Below are 22,484 nucleotides of genomic sequence, written 5' to 3'. Positions count from 1 at the left end.
CGGTAGCCGGGACGGCGGGCCTGGGCGGGCGGGCTGGGTGGTGGGGCGCCGGGTCCACTACGATGAGCGGCGTCGTCGACGCGGGTTTCACGTGGAACCCCGCGGTCGCGCGTGTCGCGGCGGACGGCGGGGAAGTGTGGCAGAGCGGCCGAATGCACTCGCCTTGAAAGCGAGCGTGCCTCAACAGCACCGGGGGTTCAAATCCCTCCACTTCCGCCCACCGGGTCAGGCGGTCGCCTCGTCCAGGTCGGCCGACGACACGTGGCGGATGATCTCGAGCACGCGGGGGTACGCGCTGGAGCCTCCGGACACGAGTGAGACATGGTCCTGGTCCTCGAACAGGACCAACTTGGCCCGCCCCCCGGCGCGGGTGACCGCGTCCACGTAGCGCCGGGAGTTCTCGGGTGCCACCGTGGTGTCGCGCCCACCGTGCAGCGCGATCACCGGGGTGTCCGGGTCGATGTTCTGGATGGGGTCCACCATCGCGTAGCGGCTCGCCACCTCGGCGGGGGTGCCGCCGATCGCGGTGATGATCCTGTCGTCCCCGTGGGTCGCGGCGTACGCCAGGTCCAGGGGGCCTGCGATGGACACCACACGGGTCGGACGGAACGCCGGCTTCGCCCCCACCTCGTCGTCCTCGAGGAGATGCCGCGTGCCGCCCCAGACCGCGAGCTGGGCCCCGGCGCTGTGGCCGATCACCACCTCGTCATCGGTGGTGATCTGGGGGAACCTCTTGTCCACCTCGACCACGTGGTCCAGCGCGTTCGCGATGTCGAGGAACGTGGTGGGCCACCCCCCGCCCGATCCCACGCGCCGGTACTCGACGTTGTAGACGGCCATGCCGCGGTGGGCGAGCTCCCGGGCGAGCGGGTCGAACGTGTACGCGCCGACCTGGCTCTGCCAGGACCCGCCGTGGATGAGGACCGCCAGGGGGATCGAATCGACCCGCTGGGCCCCGGCGGGCAGGTAGAGGTCCGCCCAGTTCTGGGACGGATCGGCCTCGTCGTTCGTGGGGTACTGGAAGCGCTGGACGGTGACCTCGTCGAGCCGCGCGGGAAGGGCGATCGCGGACTCCACGGCCGGAGCCCCGTCGGAGATCGTGCACCCGGCCGCGAGCGCGAGGATGATCGCCAGGCCGGAGCCGATGCTCGAGACCCTCGCGGGACGGGGAGTGCGCCGTCGCTGCAGAATGCTCACCCTTTTCTCAGGAATCCATCAGATTGATCGACGGTCCGACAGGAGCTTCATCCGTCGACTTCTGCCGAGACCACCGAGGCGCCCGAGGCCCGGTCATGAAATCAATCTTAGATTACCGGAGCGGGATCGGGCCCACGGTCCCCCGATGTGGAGGTGGCCCCGGCAGCCCCGGCCGGCCGATCAGGCCACGGTTCGGACCCGCCCGAGCGCGGGGGCCCGCAGCGGGCCCTCCTCGCTGACATACCGGATGAGGGCGTCGATATCGGTGAACCCGGCCTCGCGGCGTTCGCCGCGGTCGGCGAGGGGGGAGCCGGTGAACTCCGGGGAGGAGAGGAACTCGTTGACCACGACGGTGTAGTCCCTGCCGGGATCGACGGGCTCGCCGTCGACCAGCAACTCCGTCACGCGGTCGCCCTCGGGGCGCCGCAAGTCCACGGTGTAGCGCACGTTGGAGGAGACCGCCGGGCCGTTGTCGCCGATGTCGTCGACGAAGTGGGATAACGCGGTCCGGAGCTCCGCGCCCGTGACGGTGACCAGATAGAGCCGGTCGCCGTAGGGCTGGACGGTGTGCAGGGTCGCGTAGTCCAGGGGGCCTCGCGGGAGGTCCGTGCGGAGGGAGTCCGGGTTGGAGAGGGCCAGCTGCGCACCACGGCCCCGGGCGGCGTGGAGCTGGCAGTCGGCGATGAGGTCGGCCAGCGGGGACTCGCCGTTGGTGTCCATGGCCCGGGCGATGGTCCCGGTGGCGGAGCCGAGGGGCTTGCGGGCCTCGGGAGCCGCGGCGGCGGACGCCTGCCGGAGGAGTTCCTCCGTGCCGGCGTCCGGTGCGATGTCGAGGTTGACGGTCTGGTTGAAGGCCGAGGTCCGGGGGCGGACGACGTCACCGGTGGAGGGGTCGACGGCGAGGTCGACGACCGAGACCGAGCGCCCGTGCGAGGCCGGCGCCATCACCACCCTCTCGTCGCTCTCCGCGTCCAGGACCCGGCAGGTGGCCGGTCCGCCGGAGGCGCCGACGATCAGTGCGTCCACCGCGGGGTCGAGCCGCTTGACCAGGTCGAGCGCCGTGAGTTCCGACGGGCAGGCACCGGGATCGAGGTTGCCGTGCACGGTGGTGGACTGCACGAGCCCCACGATCGCCTCGACGCCCAGGAACCGCAGCGACTCCACGGCCTCGTTGACCGCCCGCACCGGGTCCGACAGGCGGGTGGTGGTCTCGGGGGCGGTCTCCGACGGGAGGGTGACCGCCACGACCCCCACGCGGATGCCACCGATCCGATGGATGGCGAACGGGAAGGTCGGTGCGGCGTCGGGGGAGGGGATGGCGTTGGAGGCGAGGAACGGGAACGCCGCACCGCGGAACGGTGGCAGCGGGGGGTCGACGCGGCAGGCCCGCTCCGTGCGGCAGTTCGGCCGGACCAGGCCGCGGATGTGGTCGGCGCCCTTCTCGAGCTCGCGCCGTCCCACACCGACCGCGTCCACGCCGATGCTGTTGAAGTACTCGATGGTCGGACGGTCGTCGAGCAGCGCGGTCTCCGGGGCGGTTCCGCCGATCGAGTCGCCGGTGGCCAGCAGGAGCGCGTCGCCGGACTGGGCGCGGAGCTTGCTCACCGTGGCGGCGAGGTGCGCGCCTCCGCCGGCCGGCCGGATGTTCCCGGACCCGTCGCGGAGCTCACCCTGGAACCCGACAGGGCGCGCGAGCGCCCCGGAGAACTCGCCGATGCCGAGGATGCGGACGGACCGCGTCTCGACGGCGGGGCCCAGGGGCCGACTCGACTCGCTGGGCCGTGCGCCCGCGGACGGGACCGTCAGCGTCAGCGCCAGGATCCCGATCGCGAGGATCGCCAGTGTGACGAGGGCGGTCCGGCGAAGAGAGGGGGTGGCGGGGCGCCGACCCGATCCGGACGTCCGGGGTGGATCCGACCCCACCTCGTGCCACGAACGCTGCTGCTCCATCCGGCTCCTTTGGTGACGTGCCACTGCGGGCCCGCCGTCATGTGGTGCGGGACGATGCCTCTGTTCTTCCAAACTTCGCCAATCGTGCCGTCGTCAGGTCACGGGACCCCGCCGGAACGGTCACGTTCCGGTTACGAATCCCCGTGCTGCGGTGAGGAAGCGGTCGTTCTCGCCGGGATCGCCGACCGTCACGCGCACGCCGTCGCCCGCAAAGCACCGGGCCACCACGAGGTGCTCGCGGCAGTGCGCGTCGAAATCGGAGGCCGCCTCGCCGAGCGGGAGCCACACGAAGTTGGCCTGGCTGTCCGGCACCGCGTGCCCCAGGTCGATCAGCGCGTCGCGCACCCTCGTGCGCTCGGCCACCACGGCGTCGGTGCGGGCGCGGAGTTCCTGCCCGGCGTCGAGGCAGGCGATTCCCGCGGCCTGCGCGAGGGAGCTGACCGAGAACGGGACGACCATCTTGGCCACGGGCACCACCAGGTCGACGGGCCCGACCAGGTAACCCACGCGCAGCCCCGCGAGCCCGTACGCCTTGGAGAAGGTGCGGAGCGCCACGACGTTCGTCCGGGCCATGGACTCGGCGACGCCGTCCACCGGGTCATCGCCCCGGACATACTCGACGTAGGCCTCGTCCAACGCGACGGTCACCCGTTCGGGGATCCGGTCGAGGAAGGCGGAGAGGTCGGTGCGGGTGATCGCCGGGCCGGTCGGGTTGTTGGGGGTGCACACGAAGATCAACCGGGTGCGATCGGTGACGGCCCCGGCGATCGCGTCGAGGTCCAGCGTCCCGTCCGCGCGGTTGGGGACGGGCACCGGGACGGCATGGGCGATGCGGGAGATGATCGGGTACGCCTCGAAGGAGCGCCAGCCGTAGACCACCTCGTCGCCGGGCGCGCACACCGCCTGGACCAGCTGCTGGCACAGCGCGACCGAACCGCACCCCGCGGTGACGTTCTGCGGCGGCACGCCCAGGAACTCGGACAGCCGACCGACCAGGGCGCGGGCGGTGATGTCGGGGTAGCGGTTGGCGCCGGCGGCGGCCTCCGCGATCGCCTCGGCCACGCTCGGGAGCGGGCCCGCCGTGGTCTCGTTGGAGGCGAGCTTGATCGCGCCCGGGATGGTCGCGCCGGGCACGTACGAGGGGATGGCGTCGAGGTCGCTGCGCACGTCGGGGGACATGGGTACAGAGTAGGACCCCCGTCCGGCCGCCGGGCGGCCGGCCGTTTTGCGCACCGCCCCGGCCACTGTGTACTGTTATCCCTCGTTGGCTCAGCAGAGCCTCCAGGAGGCGTGCCAGAGCGGCCGAATGGGACTCACTGCTAATGAGTTGTCCCCCTTAAAGGGGACCGGAGGTTCAAATCCTCTCGCCTCCGCCATGCCGGAGCACCGGGAAACCGGATGAACTGGCACGACAGATGAATATGCGCCCGTAGCTCAACGGATAGAGCACTTGACTACGGATCAAGAGGTTAGGGGTTCGAATCCCTTCGGGCGCACAACCGCAGACGCCCCCGCCCCTCCGGGCGGGGGCGTCTCGCTCGTCTCGGCAGCCCATATCGCCCGCGTCGCGCCCGGGATGTGGCACTTTTGCATCGTGAGCACAGCAACCGTTGAGCCGTCCGGGGAGACGTCCACCGCGCCCCCGCGTGGGAACGTGGCCGTCCTCGTGGTGGTCGCGCTCCTGGTCGTGGCACCGATCGTCGCCCTGGACCTGTCTCCGTGGAGTGCGAACGGCTCCCTGTGGTACCTGGGGATGCTCCCGGCGCTCATGGGGCTGTTCACCAGTCGGCGGCTGGCGTTGGGGGCGGCGGCGCTCACCCCGGCGATCGTCGGGGTGTCCCTGCTGCTGCGCGACATGCCCGCGGTCGTGGGGGCCGGCTACATGATGGTGCTCGGTGCGGTCACCGGGCTGGTGGCGGTGCGCGGCTGGCACGTCATGTTCGCGTTCGCGGCGCCGCTGGCCGCGCTCGCCCTGATCGGCGACCTCCACGTGGCCATGCCATCGGGACGGGTGGACGCGGATTCCTCCCCGGCGGCGATGCTGGTGACCCTGGCGGTCCTCCTGCTGGGCGGGGTGTGGACGGCATGCCTCGGGCCGTTCGCGCTGCGGCGGATGCACGTCACCGCGCCGGAACCGGTCTCCGCGCGGGCCGCCGGGTTCTTCGCCGTGTCGCTGGGGGGGATGGTGGCGGTGGGGTCGTTCATCGCGCTGACCTGGCTTCCCCCGACCTCGTGGTGGATGATCCTCACGTTCTACGTCGTGGTCCAGCCGCACTTCGCCGAGATGGTCACGCGGGTCGGCCACCGGGTGGTGGGCACCCTCGTCGGATCGACCCTCGCGGCGGTCGTCGTGTACTACTTCCGCCACCTGCCCGGGCTCATCGGCGCGCTCGCCGCGGCGCTGACGCTGCTCGCGGCGTGGGCCAATCTCCGGTTGCCCTACTGGGTGTTCGTCACGTTCCTCACCCCCGCCGTCGTGCTCCAGACGTCAGGCGGCACCCGCGACCTGGCCAAGGCCATCGCCGACCGCGCCGGCTACACGCTCATCGGCGCGGCGGCCGCGCTCATCCTCATGACCTGCGGCCACCAGTACCTGGTCTGGCACGCGGCCAGGGCCGCCCGGGACCGGACCGGACCGTGACCCGCCCGGCCGCCGGTCCGGCGGCCGGGCGGCCCGGGATGGTGGATCAGGCCGCGGCGGGCCGCCGCTTGACCCGCACCCGCTGGTACGGCGCGGCCACGGACTCGCCGATCGCCTGCGCGATGAGGTCCTCGGCGGTCCGGTTCTTCCGCGCGAGGGTGGCGACGAGCTTGGTGAACCGGGCGCCGCGGGCGAATTCCTTGGCGCTGCGGTCCTCGACGGCGAAGAACAGCTTGGCCTGATCGGGGAGCAGCGACAGCACGCCGTTGAGGATCTGCCGGGTGACCCACTTGGCCACCGGGCCCTTCACGTCCGGATGGCGCAGCGAGTGCCCGGCCATCGCCGCGAAGATGGTCAACGCCTTGGTGTTGAGGCCGTCGCTGACGTACTGGTCGACTTCCTCGAAGGTCTCGAAGTACGGGCCGGGGACATGCAGCTGCTTCGCGCCGCGGTGCGATTCCACCACCACGCGGTTCGAGTCCTCGGTCGACAGGCCCGGGCCGAACTCCTGGTAGCCGCGCACCGCGGACCAGATGTAGGTCCACCACGTCCACCGCATCCACTCGGGCTGCTTGGCGCTGACCACCTCGCCGGTCTCCGGGTTGGTCCAGCTCGCCCGCTCGTGGAGGTGATCGACGCGCGTGGCCGCCGCATCCGCGTGGGCGGTGTCGGCGAAGATCGAGTCCCGCAGGTACGCGGCCGTGCGGTCGAATCGCGCGGCCATCTCGTCGGCGCCCTCGCTGGTCAGGGACACCCGCTCGAAGTGGGTCATCATTCCCGGCTCGAGCATCTGGAGGAAGAGGGCGTTCTTCGCGCCGAGTCCCGAGGACGGGTCCGAGAACACCCGCCACGAGACGCTGTCGGGGCCGTAGTGGCCGTCGTCGGCGCGGGGTGCGTCGGAGAGCCTCAGGGGCACGGGTGTCTCGGTCATGGCGCGGCTCTTTCGGGGAGGGGGAGAGGACGCCGGGCGTCCAGGGGGGAAGCGGTCACCGCGATAATAAGTCCTTCACCCCGGCGGTCGAGCGCTTTCGTCGTGATGAGCTCCGCGGTGCGGAGGGAGGCCGCCCCCGCGGCGTCGCCGGGGGTGGGGCGTCCGGTACCACGACGACGAGGTCGGCCCCTTCGTAGGCTGTGCCGATGACCGAGTCCGCCCGAGATGCGTTCCGCCGCAACGCCGGCCATCTTGCGTCGGTGGCGCTCGTCGTGATGTGGAGTTCCGGGTTCGTCGGCGCCGAGCTCGGCATCCGCGCCGGCGGGACCCCGCTACAGCTGTTGGGGTGGCGTTTCTCGATCCTCGGGGCCCTGCTGGTATCGGCCTGCCTCGTCCTGGGCGTGCGTCTGACCGACCGGCGGGCGTGGGCGCGCCAGGGCGTGGTGGGGCTGTTCAGCCAGGCCGTGTTCCTGTTCATGATCTTCCAGGGCGTCGCCCTCGGCGTCGACGGCGGGACGGCGGCCCTCATCGCGGCGCTGCAGCCGCTGCTCGTGGCGACCGTCGCGGGCCGGGTCCTGGGCGAGCGGACCACCACGGGCATGTGGATCGGCATGCTCCTGGGGATGGCCGGCGTCGTGGTGGTGGTCTCCGGTGGGCTGGGCGCGGGGATCGCGCCGTGGTGGGCGTATCTGTTCCCGGTGGTCGGGATGCTCAGCCTCGCCTCGGGGACGGTCCTCACCCAGCGGCTGCGCCCCACGGAGTCGCTCCTGCAGTCCATCACCATGCAGTCGGTCGTCGCGGCGGTCGTGCTGGTCGCGGCGATGCTGCTGACGGGGCAGGGCAGGGTTCCGGCCGACCCCGGGTTCTGGTCGGCGGTGGCCTGGCTGGTGCTGCTGTCCACCCTCTGCGGGTACGTCCTCTACGTCTTTGTCACCCGCACCCGCGGGGCCACGGTCGCCAGCGTGCTGCTGTACCTCACCCCGCCCACCACCATGCTGTGGGTGTGGCTCATGTTCGGGGTCCCGGTCACCCTCGTGGCGGTCGCGGGCATGGCGATCAGCGCGGTCGGCGTGGTCCTGGTGCTGCGGTCCCGGCCGGCCGCGGCGGGTCAGCGCGCACGCCGGTAGAGCGCGGCCGGGCGACCGCGGAGCGCCGTGGCCAGGGCGGGCTCGCCGTCGTCGCCCCTCACCGGTTCCAGGTGCGGCTTCATCCGCCGCGCGAAGTTGTCCTTGTGCAGCTCGGCGCCGATCACGGCCTCGTGCACGCGGCGCAGCTGGTGCAGGGTGAACGGCTCGGGCAGGAAGCCGTCGGGGTCGGGGCCCACGTCCACGTAGCGCAGCCGGATCTCGTAGCGCTCGCGCACGTCCCGGATCGCGGCGTCGACTATGGCGTCGTGGTCGAACAGCAGCGGCCCCACCCCGTCGAGCCCGCCGTCGGCGGTGACCCCCGCCAGCTCGCCGAGCGCGCCGTGCAGCGCGGACTCGGGCAGGGGGAGCGCGTTCGCGACCGACACCGCCCACGTGCGGTCGTCGCGGTCGGGGTCGTCGAAGAGCCGGAGCAGGCGCGGCCGGATGGTCGCGTGCGGCGTGATCCCCACCTTCTCGCGCAGCACGTGATCGGCGGTCCGGGCCACCGTGGTGCGCTCCCGGAGGAACGCCCCGGGGAGCGCCCAGCCGTCCGGGTCGCTGCGGCGGAGGACCAGCACCCGCAGCTGGGGGTCGGGGCCGCCGGCGTCGGTGACGGTGAGGATCGCCAGGTCCACGGCCACGGCGGGACGGGGGAATCGGTCGAGATCGGACACGCCCTTCACATTAGCGCGAGTCGCGTGTTAATGTTTAGCGCGTTGAGAGTGCTAAAGGATGGATCCGAGCGGAAGGGGCGATGACATGCGGGAGGCCACCGAGTGCGCGTGGGGGATGTTCCTCGACACGCTTATCTGCCGACTGGGCGACGTGCAGGACGGCGAGGCGCTGGCACTGGTAGCGCCGTCGGGTAGGGACGGCTGGAGCACTCAGCTCGTCATCCGCGCGGACCGCGACCGGGGATGGATGTGGGTGACGCGCGGGATCTCCGGCAGCACCGCCGCGGAGGAGGTCGTGGCCCGCGTCGGGGAGAGCGGGGCGTTCGAGTTGGCCCAGGCGATCGTCCGGGCCGCGCGCGAGGATCTGCGGTTGCCGCACCCCCAACTGTTCACCGCCCGGGCGGACGGGCCCGGCGCCGCGCGGCTGGCCGAGAGCCTGGGGCTCGCGGTCGCGGGCACGGTGGGCGAGCCGACAAGCGGCGGGGGCGAGCCGGCCCGCGGCGGTCCGGAGACCCTGCGCCCGATGGTGGAGAGGGTGATCAGGGAGGTCTTCGGACAGGAACCGGGCGTCGACGACGACGGCGACCTGACCTTCGACCTCGCCGGCACGACGGCCTTTGTCCTGTTCCGGGCGGACGGGGGCATGATCGAGGCCTGGTCGATGGTCGTCCGGGGCGTCTACAGCCGCCGCAACACCGCCGTCGAGCTGGACCTGCTCAACCGCAGGGGGGCGTGGAGTACCTGGTACATGCGCGATCGCAACGTGTTCCAGAAGATCATGCTCCCGGCGCGGCCGCTCTCCGCGGAGAACCTCGAGGGGATGCTCCGCGCTTTCGCGCAGGACTTCCGGCAGAACCGGGACGAACTGGCCTACCGGCTGGGAGGAATGGCGGCGTGAGCAGCGAGGGCGAGATGACGACGACGAGGTATGACCGCGCCAGGGGGGTCCTGCTCGGCGCGGCGGTGGGTGACGCGTTGGGCGCCGGCTACGAATTCGGCAGCGCGCACCCGGGCCCGGACGGGCCGGGGATGATCGGCGGCGGGATCGGGGACTTCGCGCCGGGGGAGTGGACGGACGATACCGCGATGACGTGGAGCGTGGCCGAGGTGGCAGCGCGCGGACTCGAGCTCGCGAGCGCCCGGGCGTTGACCGCGGTGGCCAAGAATTTCCGTACCTGGCTGGATTCCGGACCGCCGGACGTCGGAATCCAGACGCGACAGGTGGTGCGGGCCGCGGGGCACGGACCGACGGGCGAGCAGCTCGCCGGCGCGGCCCGCCACTACGCCGCCCAGCATGCCCATTCCGCCGGGAACGGCTCGCTCATGCGCACCGCCCCGGTTGCGCTCGCGCACCTCGGCGACCCGGTGGCCTGTGCTTCGGCGGCCCGGGCGGTGAGCGAGCTGACGCACGCGGACCCGCTCGCCGGCGACGCCTGTGTGCTCTGGAGCCTGGCGATCCGGCACGCGGTCGTCCACGAGGAGTTCGACGTCCGTACCGGGCTCGACGCGCTCGATGAGTCCTCTCGTGAACGGTGGGAAGACCTGATCGACCAGGCCGAACAGCGCCTTCCGGACACGTTCACGCCCAACGGCTTCGTGGTGACCGCCTTTCAGGCGGCGTGGTCGGCGATCAACCATACGGTCGACGGGCGTGACGGGGAGGCCCACGTACGAGCCGCACTCGCCGAGGTGATCGCGGTGGGGGACGACACCGACACGACCGCGTCCATCGCAGGGGCGCTACTCGGAGCTCGGTGGGGAGCCGCGCAGTTCCCCACTCAATGGCGCGAGGTCTGCCACGGCTACCCCGGTATCGACTCGCGCGACCTGGAAAAGATGGCGACCGACATAATTGACCTGCAGAGAGACCCGACCTCATGAAAAAGACCCCGACCTGCCCGATGTGCCACTCCGGCGACTCGCTCGCCCCTATCTCCGTGGACGGCGGGGCGGACGAGGCCTACTTCTGCGAGGAGTGCTCGAACCTGGTGCACACCCGGGCCCCGGTCGTGACGGCCCCGCGCCGGATCCCGCGTCCTGCGGCAACCGTGCGCGGCGAACTGCCCGGGCCGTCGGACGCGGACGCCGGTCGCGTGGCGGAGGTCGAGGCCGTCAAGATCCAGTTCCTCGCACGTCCCCGCGACTCCGGCAGCAAGGTGGCCGGATACCTGGAGGGCTACCAGCAGGTGTTCTCCTCCGTCGGCCTCGCCGCATGCGCGCCGGGGGTCCTCAAGGACTTCGCGAACTCCAACATCGGCTGCAACCCGGGAAACATGTCCGTGTTCAACAGCGCATGGAACGAGCTGGGCGAGCGGGAGGCGGCGGAGAGAGTCCGGGAAGTGATCGACTACCTCCTCCGTGGGGAGGGTCTCGATCTGGAGGACCGCTTCAGCGCACTGGTGAACGGTTCCGCGAGCGTGGAGATGAAGGGGTTCAAGGAGGCCCTGCTGACGAGGGTCCTCTGGGTGGACGACCCCGGCCGGTTCGTTCCGCTTCTCACCTACACGGGCAACGCCGGGAAGAAGGAGATCGCACGGTCGATCTGGGGTCTCCGACTGCCGGATCCGGACTCCGTCGACTGGTCGCTCGGGCGACTGTCGGTGTGGAGCAACGACCTCCTCCGTGAGCTCGCCGGCGAGGGGTTCGAGCACACGCAGCACATCGGCGAGTTCCTGTGGTGGGCAAAGGATCAGCTCTGAGGGCCACCGCGAGGGTTCCCGGGGGAGCCGGGAAAAAGGGAGTCGTGGACGCCGCTCGGCGGTGCGGGGGAGGATCCAGGGGTGAACCCCCAGCAGCCCGACCACGTCCTGCGCACGCTCGCGGACCTCGACGCCCGGCTCGGACGCATCACCGCGGAGGTGGCGGAGGTCCGGGCCGGGCTCTCGGCGGTCGCCCGGCAGACGCGCTCGCCCGAGGGGGCCCCGGTCTGGCGCGCGGGGGCGCCGCAGGTCGGCGTCCCCGGCCCGCCCCCGGGCGGCTTCGGGCCTGACGGCCCGGTCGGCGGGCCCCACCCCACGGCCCGGGTCGGCGGTCCCCACCCCACGGCCCCGGTCGCCGGCCCCCCTCCCGGGCAGCCGTGGCGACCGGCGCAGCCCCGCCCCCGCCGGGCTCCCCGCATCACCGCGGCCACGGTCATCGCCGCGATCGGCGGCGCCGTCATGCTCGCGGGCATCGCGTTCCTGCTGGTGGTGGCCATCCAGGCGGGGCTGTTCCCGCCCATCGCCCGGGTCGCCGCGGCGGCGGTCCTCGCGGCGATCCTCATCGGGTCCGGACTGTGGCTGCAGTCCCGGCACGTGGCCACGCCGGAGCGCCGGATCAACCCCGGTGCGTTGGCGTTGGTGGGAACGGGCCTGGCCGCGGCGATGCTCGACGTGATCGCCTGCACCTCTCTCTACCAGTGGATCCCGGTGCCGGCGGCGTACATGTTCGTCGGCGGGCTGGCCCTGGCGGGCATGGCGCTCGCGCAGCGCTGGTCCTCCGGGCTCCTCGCGTGCCTGGTCTCCGCCGGCACCATGCTGCTCGCGCCGCTCATCTCCACCGGCGTGGAGCTGCCGGTGTTCCTGGTCATCCTCGCGATCGCCACGGCCGTGCTCGCGTCCGACCTCGGGGTGGCCGTCCGCGTGGTGTGGTCGGTGTTCCCGGCCCCGGTACTCCTGGGCTACCTCGCGCAGGCCGCCCTCCACGATCGCGGCGAACAGATCGCGCTCATCGTGGCCGCGCTCGTCTTTGCCGGAGTGGGCGTCGGGGTCGCCTGGTCCGACTCGGTCCGCCGCAGCCCGGCTCCGGAGAACGCGGCCCTCGTCGTCGTCCCCACCGCCGTCCCCCTCCTCCTGTTGGCCACCCTCGACCTCCTCCGGCCCGGTTGGCCGGTCGGGCTGGTCCTCGCGGCGGCCTACCTCGCGGTGGCCGTGGCGGCCGGGCGGCGCCCCGGGGACCCGGGACCCGCCCTGCTCTCCGCGGTGACGGGATACGCCGGGAGCGCACTCCTGCTCGGGGCGTGGGTGGAGCTCGGCGGACGGGAGGCGACGGGCCTGGCGGTGACCCTCTCCGCCACCGCGTACGTCGTGGCCGCCGGCCTCTGGGCGCGCCGCTGGGTGGGGTGGGTGGCCGCCATCGGCACCGCGATCGCGATGAGCGTCTACCTCGTCGTGAACCTCCCGTTCCTCGCCCTGAGCGAGCGGCAGGCCGGTCGCCAGTTCGACTACTGGGACGTGGTGTCCGCGTTCGCCGTCACGGTCCTGGCCGTGGCCGTGACGTGGTGGGCGGCCCGCAGCCGGCCGCGCGCGGCGTCCCGCGTGGTGATGGTGGGCGCCGTGGTGGCGCTGCTGACGTTCTCGGTGCTGGTGGTGGCGTCGGGGGTGGTGATCGGCGACCTCGCCGGGGCGACCCGCAACGGCTTCCTCGCGGCGCACCTGGTGGTGACCGTGCTGTGGATCAGCTGCGCGGCCTGGTTGATCCTCACGCCCAGCCCTCGGATCTCCGAGGCGCGCAGGCTGGGCTTCGTGTTGGGCTCACTCGCCCTGGCCAAGCTCCTGTTCCTCGACCTGGCCACGCTGCCGGGGCTGTTCCGGGTGCTGGCGTTCGTCGCCGTCGGCGCGGTGATGTTGGCGGTGGCCGTGCGCTACCGCAACGAGACCGAGCCGTCGGGCAGCGGCTCCCCGACGTAGACGCGGAACGCGCGCGGCTCGGCCCCGGACATCAGCACCTCGACCTCGGGATGATCCACCTCGTCGGGGTCGTCGGACGGGAGGCTCCACACCACCTCGCCGGCGTCGGTGAGCTCGCGCAGCGCGAGGCGGGTGGCACGGACCCAGCGGACGTGCCGGAGCGCGGGCTCGTCCCGCAGGTCGTCCTCGGCCATCCCCTCCCGGTCGCGCAGATCCACCATCAGACGCTCGCCGGCGGGCGCCTCGTACGCCGTGCAGACGTGGTCGACCAGCACCGCCAGCGGCCAGGACGGTTCGGAGCCGAGCAGGTCGATGACGATCATGCGCGCGTCGCCGACCTGGCCGGCCGTGGGCGTGGTGAGGACCTGAAGCCTCTCGGCCACGTCCTCCGTGATCTCGATGAACTGGACGGTCATGGCGAACCCCTGTTCCGACGGGACGGTCGACGTCAGGGCTCGCGGCGCGGCCCCGGCCGTCCCGACTGTGGCGTAGATCATATCCCACCCGTGTGTCCCGTGGATCTCGGCTCGATGACGATCGTGGGAACAGAGTCGGTAGACGGCCGCCGGGCGCAACCCCAGTGGATAGGGTCGGACGGGTGATCACGCCGCAGTCCGGACCCGCCACCGACGCCGGGGCCCAGCCCGATGCCTTCACCCTCTCCTACGCGGGGTTCCAGCCTGTCGAGGAGGGGCTCCGCGAGACGCTCACCTCGACGGGGAACGGGTACCTGGGCACCCGCGGGGCCGCCGAGTGGGAGGAGTCCGACGGGGTGCACTACCCCGGTACTTACATCCACGGCCTGTACAACCGCGCGACCACCATGCTCGGCGGCATACCCGTCCACAACGAGGACCTGGTCAACCTTCCCAACTGGCTGCCGCTCAAGCTCCGGATCGGCGGGGCGGAGGTGCTCCGGCTGGCGGAGCTCGAGCTCCTGGACTACCACCACGAACTCGATCTGCGGACGGCCCTGCTCACCAGGCGGCTCCGGTTCCGGGACAAGGAGGGCCGGGAGACGGCGCTGGTCAGCCGCCGGTTCGTGTCGATGACCTCCATGCACCACGCGTACCTCGAGTGGACCCTCACGCCGCTGAACTGGTCGGGGGAGGCCGAGGTGGTCACCGCGCTCGACGGCCGGGTCGTCAACGGGGGCGTGCCCCGCTACCGCCAGCTGGAGAGCGATCACCTGCGCCCCGGGAGCACCATGGTCCCGGAACCCGCGGTCCTGGCCCTCAAGTCGGTCACCCGGCAGTCCGAGGTGATCGTCGGCGTCGCCGCCCGCACGCTCGTCCGGGTCGACGGGCGCGAGGTCGACGTCCCCCGGTCGGACTTCGGGACGACCGACTACGTCCAGCAGACCCTGCACCTGGACCTCGAGCGGGGTGTCCCCGTCACCATCGAGAAGGCGGTCTCGATGTTCACCTCGCGGGACCCCGCCACCGGGGACACGATCGTGCGCGCCCACCGGTCCGTGGCCCGTTCCCGCTCCTTCGAGGCCGCCTACGACCACCACAGCGCGTCCTGGGCCCGACTGTGGCGGGCCTGCGACATGCGGGTGTTCGGTGACGACGAGGCGCAGCACCTCCTCCGGATCCACATCTGCCACATCCTGCAGACCTGCTCGCACAACACCGCGGACCTGGACGCCGGGGTGCCCGCCCGCGGGATCAACGGGGAGGCCTACCGCGGGCACGTCTTCTGGGACGAGCTGTTCGTCTACCCGTTCCTCACCTTCCGCACCCCGGACGTCACCCGCGGCCTGCTCATGTACCGGTACCGCCGGGTCGCGGAGGCCCGCTCAGCGGCGAAGGCGGTGGGGTACGAGGGGTTCATGTTCCCGTGGCAGAGCGCGTCGCTCGGCACCGAGGAGACCCAGGAACTCCACCTCAACCCGATGTCCGGGCGGTGGGACGAGGACCTCTCGCACAACCAGCGCCACGTGAGCGCCGCCATCTTCTACAACGTCTGGCAGTACGTCACCCTCACCGAGGACACGATGTTCCTCGAGTACCGGGGCGCGGTGCTCATGCTCGGTATCGCCCGGTTCTGGGCGTCCATCGCCCACTACTCACCCGAGCGGGACAGGTACGAGATCCACGGGGTGATGGGGCCGGACGAGTACCACGAGAAGTACCCGGGCGCGTCCGAGAGCGGGTTGCGCAACAACGCGTACACCAACATCTTCGTGGCGTGGATCTGCGACATCGCGGCGCACCTGCTGGAACTCCTGCCCGAACCCCGGGCCAAGTCGGTGCGGGCGCAGCTCGAGCTCCGCGACGAGGAGATCGTGCGGTGGAAGGACATGAGCCGCAAGATGTTCGTCCCGTTCCACGACGGGATCATCAGCCAGTTCGAGGGCTACGAGGACCTCGAGGAGCTGGACTGGGACGGGTACCGCGCCAAATACGGGGACATCCAGCGACTCGACCGGATCCTCAAGGCCGAGGGGGACACCCCCGACCGCTACAAGCTGGCCAAGCAGGCCGACGTCGTGATGCTCTTCTTCCTCTTCAGCGACCCGGAACTCAAGCGGGTGGTCGAGCGCCTCGGGTACGAGTTCGCGGACGACTCCGCCGAGCGCACCATCGAGTACTACGACCGGCGGACCTCGCACGGCTCGACCCTGTCCTACATCACGCACGCCGGCGTGCTCGCCCGCTTCGACCCGGACGCCTCCTGGGACCGGTTCAAGGTGGCGCTGGGCAGCGACGTCAACGACATCCAGGGCGGCACCACCCGCGAGGGCATCCACATGGGGGTCATGTCCGGGACGGTCGACCTCATCCAGCGGTTCTACGCGGGCATGCGGGTCAGCGACGGCATGCTGCTGCTCGACCCCAACCTGCCGGCGGCCGTCGACGGGTTCGCGTTCAACATGACCTACCTGCGGTCGCCGCTCACCGTGACGATCATGCGGGACCGGGTCACGGTGAAACACCGCGACGGGGTGATCGACTCGGTCCCGGTCCGGGTCCGGGTGGCCGGTGAGGAGCGGATGGTCCAGGTGGGCGGCGAGGAGACGTTCAGCCTGGCGTGAGGATCAGACCGGCGTGACGCCGTGTCGGGCCCGACGGCGCTCGTCCTTCTCCCGCCTCCGGGCGGCGTGGCGTTCGCGCTCGCGCGCCACCTCCGCCTCGTGGTCGTACGGCGTGCCGCGGAACCGGCGGATCGAGTAGACCAGCAACGCCAGGCCGATCAGCCCCGACGCGATCAGGCTCCCGCCGGTTCCCCAGCCGCCGAAGAACCACAGGTCGCCGGAGAAGGGCCACCAGGCGGGTGCCGGGGGGTGCTCACCCCAGAACACGCCCAGCCCGATGAGCCAGGTCACCCCGATCGCCGACGCCGCGAGCCGCGGCCACGTCTGCACGCCGCGGGACGCGCCCTCCAGGGCCAGCCGCTTGACGGGGTCGACCCGCTTCTCGAACCACGTGTACTGCTGGGAGAGCACCACCATGCCGCCGAACAGCATGAGCAGTCCGGGGCCGGGCAGGAACAGCGCGGCGATCCCGAGCACGACGAGCGTCCACCCGAGGGTCTCGAGCGCGAGGCGCTTGACCGCGACGTAGCCGAGTCTTCTCACCGGACCATGGTGACAGAGTTCCACCCGGCGGCGCAGGCGTGCGCCGCCGCCACTGGTCAGACGACGGCGGTGCCCAGGAGAGTACCGATCCCGTACGTCGCGACCATGGCCGCGAGTCCGCCCAGGAGGAGCCGGCGGACGGCCTTGCCCCGATCCGCGTCACCGAGCCGAGCGGACACGTAGCCCGCGATCGCCAGACCGACAAAGGTGAGCACGGCGATCGTGGGCACCCGCAGGGACGCGGGCGCGAGGATCGCGAGGAGCGGGATGATCGCCCCGAGGGTGAACGCGATGGCGGAGGAGATGGCCGCGTGCATCGGGTTGGTCAGGGACTCCTGGTCGATGCCCAGTTCGGCGTCGAGGTGCGCCGCGAGCGGATCGACGGCGTGGAGCTCGGTGGCCACCAACCGGGCCGTGTCCTGGCTGAGCCCCTTGGCGGCGTAGAGCCCCACCAGCTCCTCGAACTCGGCCTCCGGCTCCTCCGCCAGCTCGCGGCGCTCCTTGGCGATGAGGGCCTCCTCCGTGTCGCGCTGCGTGCTCACCGACACGTACTCGCCGACGGCCATGGAGAAGGCGCCGGCGGACAGCCCGGCGATCCCCGCGACCATGAGGGCGGAGCGGTCGGTGGTGGCCGCCGCGACCCCCATCACGAGTCCGGCGGTGGAGAGCAGGCCGTCGTTCGCCCCGAGGACGGCCGCGCGGAGCCAGTTGAGCCGGTCGCCGACCGACGCGTCGTGCGGTTCGGCGGCGAGGTGGGGGGCGGATCCGGGGGCGTCCATGCGCTCACGGTAGGAGTCGGACCGCGACGCGGCAAGCGTCGGAAGCCTATCCTTACCAGCGCGTTCCCGACCCACGGGGCGCGACTCAGGCCGGAACCGTGGCGCCGAACTCCCGTGCGGCGCGGACGCCGGCGTCGAGGTCGACCTCCGGCCACCCGTCGGGGGCGTGGAGGACGGCGGCCAGGTCCGAGGTGCGCAGTCCGGAACCGGCGGTGATGAGGCGGTCGACGGCATCCGCTGCGGGGGCGTCGAGCAGGGTGTCGTCGGCCAGTCGGTCGATGATGTCCCGCAGCGCCGACCGCGTGACGGGGAAGAGTTCGGGATCGAACCCGTCGTCGGCAGGTTGGTCGAGCCGCCACCACCCGGCGCCGTCCCAGCCGTAGAGGAAGCCCGGGTGGTCACCGTGGGACCCGGCGTATTCGACGCCGCGCCGCCACCAGCCCGGGGCGTCCCCCACGAGGTCGCTGCCCGTCTCGCCCGCGCTCCCGCCGTCCTCGGTGAGCGAGAACTCGGGGTGGCGGCCGACGACGAGCGCGCGCCCCTCGCCGGGCCGCAAGAGCGCCATCCACTCGCCGTCGTCGCCCGCCCAGTGCAGGGCCGCGGCGGAGGGCGGGCACGGCTCCACCCCCACGGCGGCGCGGACGGCGGCGTCCACGGCGAGGAGGGCGGCGATGGTGTCGGGTGTCGAGTCCAGGTCCACGGGGAACAGGGCCATGCGGACCACGGTAGACCCCGACGGTGACCCCCACGAAGAGATCCCGGTGAACGTCCGGCGACCGCCCGGTGGCGCGGCGGGGTGGCCCCGGCGGTCGGCCGGGCCTCGCCGGTCGGGCTGCGGCGCCACCGTTCGGCTCGTACGGTGTGGCCATGACCGCCGAAGTTCCCCCCGGACCGCGACTGCCCGGTCTGGTGCAGGCCCTGCTCACCCTGTCGGCCCCCACCGTGGTCTTCCCCGCGGCCGCGCGGCGATACGGGGTGCCGTTCCGGCTCGAGCTGATGCCCAGGGGGCGGACGGTGGTCGCGCTGGCCGATCCGGCGGACCTCAAGGACGTGTTCGCGGGCTCGCCGTCGGTCTTCCACGCCGGCAAGGGCAACGAGTTGCTCCGGCCGCTCCTCGGCGGGGACTCGCTGCTCCTCCAGGACGGTGACGCGCACGCCCGGGCCCGGCGGCTCCTGGCGCCCGCGTTCGGCCGGCGGGAGATCGCCGGCTACCGCACCCTGGTCGAGGAGGTGACGGCGGAGCAGCTGGGCAGGTGGCCCCGCTCGGGTCGGATCCGCGCCCACATCCTCCTCAACGAGCTCACGCTCGAGGTGATCCTGCGGGTGGTGTTCGGCGTGACGGACCCCGCGCGTCTGGACGAGATGCGTCCGGTGGTGGCCCGGGCGGTCGACGCCGGTCCGGTGATGATGATCGGGCTGGCCATCCCCGCGCTGCGCCGACTCTGGCCCTGGACGCGCGAGATCCGGGACCTGGCGACCATCCACGACTTCCTCGGCGAGCAGATCGCCGCCGCCCGCCGGGACCCGGCGCTGCCGGACCGCCGGGATCTGCTGGCGCTGCTGGTCCGGGCGTCGGCCCGGGACGCGCAGGGACTGTCGGACAAGGAGCTCCGGGACCAGCTGATGACCCTGCTGGCGGCGGGCCACGAGACCACGGCCACGGCGATGGCGTGGTCCCTGCTCGAGCTGGCGCGGCAGCCGCGGATCCAGGACCGGTGCGTGGCTGAGATCGCCGGGGGCGGCACCGGGTACCTCGACGCCGTCCTCAAGGAGTCGCTCCGCCTGCACCCCGTGGTGCCGATGGTGATGCGGGAGCTGCAGGAGCCCGCCACGGTGGGCGGCCGGACCTATCCGCGGGGGATCACCCTCTCGCCGTCGGTCGTCCTGGCCCACCGCGCCCCCGCCGCGTATCCGCGCCCGGCGGACTTCGACCCCGAGCGGTTCCTCGGCGACGTCCCGACCCCCACCACCTGGCTGCCGTTCGGCGGCGGCGCGCGGCGGTGCATCGGCGCCTCGTTCGCGATGATGGAGGGTGAGGTGATCCTCCGGCAGGTGCTGGGGCGCTACCGGCTCGAGCCCGTGGGCAGCGGCCGGGAATGGCCCAGGGCACGCAATGTGACGCTGTATCCGTGGCGGCGTGCCCGTCTGGACCTGCGTCCGCGATGACGGCCGGGCGGGCGGGAGCGGACTCAAATGTGCTTTATAGCGCGGACTTTCCTACCGTAGGAGGGGTGAACGCTCCCCAGTCGACCTCGCCGCAGACCGAAGCGCAACGCGCTTCGGGTCCCCGCATGTACACGTGGATCTCCGAGACCGGGAGATTGATCGAGCAGGTGAGGATCGTCCCCAAGGGTGAGTCCACCCGGGCCCGTGGTCGGATCGTCTCCGCCGCGCATTCGGATCACCGGGCCTTCTCGGTGGAGTACGAGGCCGAGATCGGCTCGGATCGCGCGCCCCGCCGGGTCCAGCTCACCGTGTCGACGGAGGAGTACGAGCGCACCATCGACCTGGTCCGCGTCGACGACGGGTCCTGGCTGCTGGACGATCCCACCGACACCCGGTCGCGGGTGGGCGGCGAGGGCGTCCTCGACGTGGACATCACCTTCAGCGTGTACTTCGCCAGCGTCATCATCCGGCGGCTCGACCTGCACTCCCAGCCCGGCTCGGTCGAGCAGCGGGTCCTGTCGGTGGACTCCATGACGCTGGAGGTCACCGAGGACTCCGTCACCTTCTCCAGCGACGACGAGAAGGTCCACGGCATCACGGCCACCGCGGCCACGAGCGCGACGGTCGACCCCGACGGGTTCATCCTCGACGTCGCCGGGCTCAGCCGGCGGGTCTGACCTCCCGGCCCGCGGACCCCGCCTCGCGCAAGGCCTCGAGCCACCCCGGTGCGCCCGGGGTCACGGTCACCGCCGCCCGGCCGCCCGGGGCGTCGCCCCCGCCGGCCGGCCGCGCGGCCTCGTAGGCGAGCCGCGCGCGGTGCCCCTCGTCGACCAGCGGGCCCAGCGTTCCCGTCGAGGCCAGCGAGTCCCGCGCGGCGCCGAGGTCGGCCAGGCAGTCGTCGAGCGCGGCCACCAGCGCGTCCCGGTTGGGCTCGCAGATCGCCCGCACCAGCGCGGGCGCGGTTCCGGCCACCCGGGTGCCGTCCCGGAACGACCCGGCCGCCAACGCCAGGGCCAGGTCCCCGCCCCGGCCGCCGGCCAGCGCGAGCGCCTCGGCCAGGACGTGCCCCAGGTGGGAGATCCGGGCGACCGCCGCGTCGTGGTCGGCGGAGGTGGACGCCACCACCCGGGCGCCGCTGTCCAGCGCCATCCGCGCCACCCGCGACCAGGTGTCGGGGTCGGCGTCGTCGTCCGCCGCCACGAGCCACGTCGCGCCGCGGAAGAGCTCCGGGTCGGTGGCGCCCCACCCGGAGTGGGCGGTGCCGGCCATGGGGTGGCCCCCCACGAATCGCGCGCCCAGCCCCCGCGCGCGCACCGCGTCCAGGACCGGGCCCTTGACGCTCACGACGTCGGTGAGGGCGACCCCGGGAGCGTGCTCGGCCACCGCGTCCAGGACTGCGCCGAGGGCGGGGAGGGGGACCCCGACGACGACGAGGGCGTCCCGCCGCGCGGCCCGGCGGAGCGTGTCGGCCAGATCCGTGGAGACGTCGAATCCCGCCTCCGAGGCCGCGGATGCGGTGGGGGCCGACCGGTTCCAGCCGAACGCCCGCGTCGGCCCCAGGACCCGCAGCAACGAGCCGCCGATCAGGCCGACCCCGAGCACGCACACGTCCGCCGTCACCGTCACCTGACAAGGTTCTCACAGCAGACTACGGTTGAGTCCATGGCCAGCTCCCCCGACCGAAGTCCCCGCGACAGTGACGGCCGTGGCGACAACCGCGACGAGGACGACGCCGTCACCGGCTACGCGCTCGGGGTCCTCCAGGAGGGCGGGGCCTGGCAGATCACCCGCCTCGACGACTCGGCGCTCACCAGTCTCGACGACGCCGCGAGGCAGGTCCGCTCGTTGCGCACCGAGGGCGCCTCGTTCGGGCTCGTGGACGTGGACCACGAGTTCTTTGTGATCCTGCGGCCCGGACCCTCCGGGATGCGGCTCATGCTCTCCGACGCCACCGCGTCCCTGGACTACGACCTCGCGGCCGACGTGCTCGACGAGCTCAACGTGGACGTGCCCGACATGTCCGACCAGGAACTCGAGGACACCGACCCGTGGGGCGAGGGTGACATGGCGATCCTCGAGGACCTGGGACTGCCGTCCGGGGTCCTGGAGATCATCGTGTCCGAGACCGACCTCTACGCCGACGAGCAGCTGCAGTCGGTGGCCGAGCGGATGGGCTTCGGCGACGAGCTCGAGCGGCACCTGCCGGACTCGTGATCCGGGGCGGCGGTGACCCCGCCCCGGCGCCCGACCCCGCCCGCGCGGGCGGGGGGCGGGCGGAAGACCGGGCCCTGGTCCGCCGGGCGCTCGAGGTGGCCGCGGGGACGCCAGGGGAGGACGTTCCCGTCGGCGCGATCGTGGTGGGCCCGGACGGGCGTGAGCTGGCCGCCGCCACCAACCGCCGGGAGGCCGACGGGGATCCGCTCGCGCACGCGGAGGTCCTGGCCCTGCGCGGCGCGGCCCGGGCCCTGGGCGACGGTTGGCGCCTCGAGGACTGCACCCTCGTGGTGACCCTCGAACCGTGCACGATGTGCGCGGGGGCGGCCGTGGCGGCGCGGGTCGGGCGCATCGTCTTTGGTGCGTGGGAGCCCCGGACGGGCGCCTGCGGATCGCTGTGGGACGTGGTCCGCGACCGGCGGCTGGTCCACCGGCCCGAGGTGCGCGGCGGGGTGCTAGAGGCCGAGTGCGCCGCGCTGCTCGAGGAGTTCTTCCGCTCCCGGCGGTGACGTTGCGCCGCTCGCGGCGGTGACGTTGCGCCGCTCGCGGCGGTGA

The 22,484-nt window shown here is 72.5% G+C and carries 21 protein-coding genes and 3 tRNA genes; 14 read left to right on the top strand and 10 right to left on the bottom strand.

From position 1 onward, the window contains the following. Positions 1-130 precede the first annotated feature (130 nt). Positions 131-216: transfer RNA gene (locus Q0444_RS12840), tRNA-Ser, on the top strand. A 9-nt stretch (positions 217-225) separates the two neighbouring features. On the opposite strand, the gene Q0444_RS12835 is transcribed toward Q0444_RS12840, so the two are convergent. From Q0444_RS12835 to Q0444_RS12825, 3 genes are all read right to left on the bottom strand, one after another. Beyond that, entirely contained in the window at positions 226-1,098 is an 873-nt protein-coding gene (locus Q0444_RS12835) for a S9 family peptidase (RefSeq protein WP_291081580.1), read from the bottom strand. A 279-nt stretch (positions 1,099-1,377) separates the two neighbouring features. Further along, the gene (locus tag Q0444_RS12830) at positions 1,378-3,147 is read right to left on the bottom strand and encodes a bifunctional UDP-sugar hydrolase/5'-nucleotidase (RefSeq protein WP_299023403.1); all 1,770 of its coding nucleotides are present in this window, start codon (positions 3,145-3,147) and stop codon (positions 1,378-1,380) included. A 120-nt stretch (positions 3,148-3,267) separates the two neighbouring features. Next, entirely contained in the window at positions 3,268-4,326 is a 1,059-nt protein-coding gene (locus Q0444_RS12825; RefSeq protein WP_291081566.1) for a pyridoxal phosphate-dependent aminotransferase, read from the bottom strand. A gap of 105 nt (positions 4,327-4,431) precedes the next feature. Here Q0444_RS12825 and Q0444_RS12820 point away from each other — a divergent pair. From Q0444_RS12820 to Q0444_RS12810, 3 genes are all read left to right on the top strand, one after another. Then, positions 4,432-4,523: transfer RNA gene (locus tag Q0444_RS12820), tRNA-Ser, on the top strand. Positions 4,524-4,570: 47 nt separating this feature from the next. Then, positions 4,571-4,643: transfer RNA gene (locus tag Q0444_RS12815), tRNA-Arg, on the top strand. 98 nt (positions 4,644-4,741) lie between these two features. Beyond that, positions 4,742-5,788 carry an FUSC family protein gene (locus tag Q0444_RS12810; protein WP_291081564.1) on the top strand — a complete coding sequence of 349 codons (1,047 nt, stop codon included), beginning with the start codon at positions 4,742-4,744 and terminating at the stop codon, positions 5,786-5,788. Between the two features lie 46 nt (positions 5,789-5,834). On the opposite strand, the gene Q0444_RS12805 is transcribed toward Q0444_RS12810, so the two are convergent. Then, a complete protein-coding gene (locus Q0444_RS12805) occupies positions 5,835-6,719 on the bottom strand; it encodes an oxygenase MpaB family protein (protein ID WP_291081562.1) in 885 nt (294 codons plus the stop codon). 206 nt (positions 6,720-6,925) lie between these two features. On the opposite strand from Q0444_RS12805, the gene Q0444_RS12800 reads away from it, so the two are divergent. Beyond that, positions 6,926-7,846 carry a DMT family transporter gene (locus tag Q0444_RS12800; protein WP_291081560.1) on the top strand — a complete coding sequence of 307 codons (921 nt, stop codon included), beginning with the start codon at positions 6,926-6,928 and terminating at the stop codon, positions 7,844-7,846. Here Q0444_RS12800 and Q0444_RS12795 read toward each other — a convergent pair. Beyond that, on the bottom strand, positions 7,828-8,520 hold the full coding sequence (locus Q0444_RS12795; RefSeq protein ID WP_299023402.1) for an NrtR DNA-binding winged helix domain-containing protein: 693 nt from the start codon (positions 8,518-8,520) through the stop codon (positions 7,828-7,830). The genes Q0444_RS12800 and Q0444_RS12795 overlap by 19 nt on opposite strands. An 85-nt stretch (positions 8,521-8,605) precedes the next feature. On the opposite strand from Q0444_RS12795, the gene Q0444_RS12790 reads away from it, so the two are divergent. The 4 genes from Q0444_RS12790 (at position 8,606) to Q0444_RS12775 (ending at position 13,187) form a co-directional block, all read left to right on the top strand. Continuing rightward, the gene (locus Q0444_RS12790; RefSeq protein ID WP_291081556.1) at positions 8,606-9,418 is read left to right on the top strand and encodes a T3SS (YopN, CesT) and YbjN peptide-binding chaperone 1; all 813 of its coding nucleotides are present in this window, start codon (positions 8,606-8,608) and stop codon (positions 9,416-9,418) included. Then, positions 9,415-10,401, top strand: a complete 987-nt coding sequence (locus tag Q0444_RS12785; RefSeq protein WP_291081555.1) for an ADP-ribosylglycohydrolase family protein — start codon at positions 9,415-9,417, stop codon at positions 10,399-10,401. The genes Q0444_RS12790 and Q0444_RS12785 overlap by 4 nt, the downstream gene beginning before the upstream one ends. Further along, entirely contained in the window at positions 10,398-11,219 is an 822-nt protein-coding gene (locus Q0444_RS12780) for a hypothetical protein (protein ID WP_299023401.1), read from the top strand. The genes Q0444_RS12785 and Q0444_RS12780 overlap by 4 nt, the downstream gene beginning before the upstream one ends. A gap of 81 nt (positions 11,220-11,300) precedes the next feature. Further along, positions 11,301-13,187 carry a DUF2339 domain-containing protein gene (locus tag Q0444_RS12775; protein ID WP_299023400.1) on the top strand — a complete coding sequence of 629 codons (1,887 nt, stop codon included), beginning with the start codon at positions 11,301-11,303 and terminating at the stop codon, positions 13,185-13,187. Here the strand turns inward: Q0444_RS12775 and Q0444_RS12770 are convergent. Then, complete coding sequence (locus Q0444_RS12770; RefSeq protein ID WP_291079348.1) at positions 13,142-13,603, bottom strand: hypothetical protein; 462 nt, start codon at positions 13,601-13,603, stop codon at positions 13,142-13,144. The genes Q0444_RS12775 and Q0444_RS12770 overlap by 46 nt on opposite strands. 182 nt (positions 13,604-13,785) lie before the next feature. On the opposite strand from Q0444_RS12770, the gene Q0444_RS12765 reads away from it, so the two are divergent. Next, positions 13,786-16,227 (top strand): glycoside hydrolase family 65 protein, encoded by a 2,442-nt coding sequence (locus Q0444_RS12765; RefSeq protein WP_299023399.1) that lies wholly within the window; start codon positions 13,786-13,788, stop codon positions 16,225-16,227. 3 nt (positions 16,228-16,230) lie between these two features. Here Q0444_RS12765 and Q0444_RS12760 read toward each other — a convergent pair whose 3' ends face one another. The 3 genes from Q0444_RS12760 to Q0444_RS12750 form a co-directional block, all read right to left on the bottom strand. After that, positions 16,231-16,770 (bottom strand): PGPGW domain-containing protein, encoded by a 540-nt coding sequence (locus Q0444_RS12760; protein WP_291079345.1) that lies wholly within the window; start codon positions 16,768-16,770, stop codon positions 16,231-16,233. 56 nt (positions 16,771-16,826) lie between these two features. Beyond that, on the bottom strand, positions 16,827-17,549 hold the full coding sequence (locus Q0444_RS12755) for a VIT family protein (RefSeq protein WP_291079344.1): 723 nt from the start codon (positions 17,547-17,549) through the stop codon (positions 16,827-16,829). An 85-nt stretch (positions 17,550-17,634) separates the two neighbouring features. Beyond that, positions 17,635-18,264 carry a hypothetical protein gene (locus tag Q0444_RS12750; protein WP_291079343.1) on the bottom strand — a complete coding sequence of 210 codons (630 nt, stop codon included), beginning with the start codon at positions 18,262-18,264 and terminating at the stop codon, positions 17,635-17,637. Positions 18,265-18,416: 152 nt separating this feature from the next. On the opposite strand from Q0444_RS12750, the gene Q0444_RS12745 reads away from it, so the two are divergent. Together Q0444_RS12745 and Q0444_RS12740 are read left to right on the top strand one after the other, a co-directional pair. Further along, entirely contained in the window at positions 18,417-19,715 is a 1,299-nt protein-coding gene (locus Q0444_RS12745) for a cytochrome P450 (protein ID WP_299023398.1), read from the top strand. 65 nt (positions 19,716-19,780) lie between these two features. Further along, positions 19,781-20,392, top strand: coding sequence for a putative glycolipid-binding domain-containing protein (locus Q0444_RS12740; RefSeq protein ID WP_291079340.1), 612 nt, complete (start codon positions 19,781-19,783; stop codon positions 20,390-20,392). On the opposite strand, the gene Q0444_RS12735 is transcribed toward Q0444_RS12740, so the two are convergent. Beyond that, the gene (locus Q0444_RS12735; protein ID WP_291079339.1) at positions 20,376-21,341 is read right to left on the bottom strand and encodes a prephenate dehydrogenase; all 966 of its coding nucleotides are present in this window, start codon (positions 21,339-21,341) and stop codon (positions 20,376-20,378) included. The genes Q0444_RS12740 and Q0444_RS12735 overlap by 17 nt on opposite strands. A gap of 36 nt (positions 21,342-21,377) precedes the next feature. Here Q0444_RS12735 and Q0444_RS12730 point away from each other — a divergent pair, with 36 nt between their 5' ends. After that, positions 21,378-21,929, top strand: coding sequence for a tRNA adenosine deaminase-associated protein (locus Q0444_RS12730; protein ID WP_291079338.1), 552 nt, complete (start codon positions 21,378-21,380; stop codon positions 21,927-21,929). 74 nt (positions 21,930-22,003) lie between these two features. Then, positions 22,004-22,438 (top strand): nucleoside deaminase, encoded by a 435-nt coding sequence (locus tag Q0444_RS12725; RefSeq protein WP_291079354.1) that lies wholly within the window; start codon positions 22,004-22,006, stop codon positions 22,436-22,438. Positions 22,439-22,484 lie beyond the last annotated feature (46 nt).

Origin of the sequence: uncultured Dietzia sp., from assembly GCF_937873725.1 — a bacterium.
Taxonomy (GTDB): domain Bacteria; phylum Actinomycetota; class Actinomycetes; order Mycobacteriales; family Mycobacteriaceae; genus Dietzia.
The sequence above is the reverse complement of the archived record's forward strand: the minus strand, read 5'-3'. Positions and strand labels throughout refer to the sequence as shown.

What these genes read in the sequence shown, in the direction of transcription:
- Q0444_RS12805 (WP_291081562.1), bottom strand. Translation starts at nt 6,719, where the DNA reads ATGACCGAGACACCCGTGCCCCTGAGGCTCTCCGACGCACCCCGCGCC.
- Q0444_RS12790 (WP_291081556.1), top strand. Translation starts at nt 8,606, where the DNA reads ATGCGGGAGGCCACCGAGTGCGCGTGGGGGATGTTCCTCGACACGCTT.
- Q0444_RS12745 (WP_299023398.1), top strand. Translation starts at nt 18,417, where the DNA reads ATGACCGCCGAAGTTCCCCCCGGACCGCGACTGCCCGGTCTGGTGCAG.
- Q0444_RS12730 (WP_291079338.1), top strand. Translation starts at nt 21,378, where the DNA reads ATGGCCAGCTCCCCCGACCGAAGTCCCCGCGACAGTGACGGCCGTGGC.
- Q0444_RS12830 (WP_299023403.1), bottom strand. Translation starts at nt 3,147, where the DNA reads ATGGAGCAGCAGCGTTCGTGGCACGAGGTGGGGTCGGATCCACCCCGG.
- Q0444_RS12780 (WP_299023401.1), top strand. Translation starts at nt 10,398, where the DNA reads ATGAAAAAGACCCCGACCTGCCCGATGTGCCACTCCGGCGACTCGCTC.
- Q0444_RS12825 (WP_291081566.1), bottom strand. Translation starts at nt 4,326, where the DNA reads ATGTCCCCCGACGTGCGCAGCGACCTCGACGCCATCCCCTCGTACGTG.
- Q0444_RS12755 (WP_291079344.1), bottom strand. Translation starts at nt 17,549, where the DNA reads ATGGACGCCCCCGGATCCGCCCCCCACCTCGCCGCCGAACCGCACGAC.
- Q0444_RS12800 (WP_291081560.1), top strand. Translation starts at nt 6,926, where the DNA reads ATGACCGAGTCCGCCCGAGATGCGTTCCGCCGCAACGCCGGCCATCTT.
- Q0444_RS12770 (WP_291079348.1), bottom strand. Translation starts at nt 13,603, where the DNA reads ATGACCGTCCAGTTCATCGAGATCACGGAGGACGTGGCCGAGAGGCTT.
- Q0444_RS12750 (WP_291079343.1), bottom strand. Translation starts at nt 18,264, where the DNA reads ATGGCCCTGTTCCCCGTGGACCTGGACTCGACACCCGACACCATCGCC.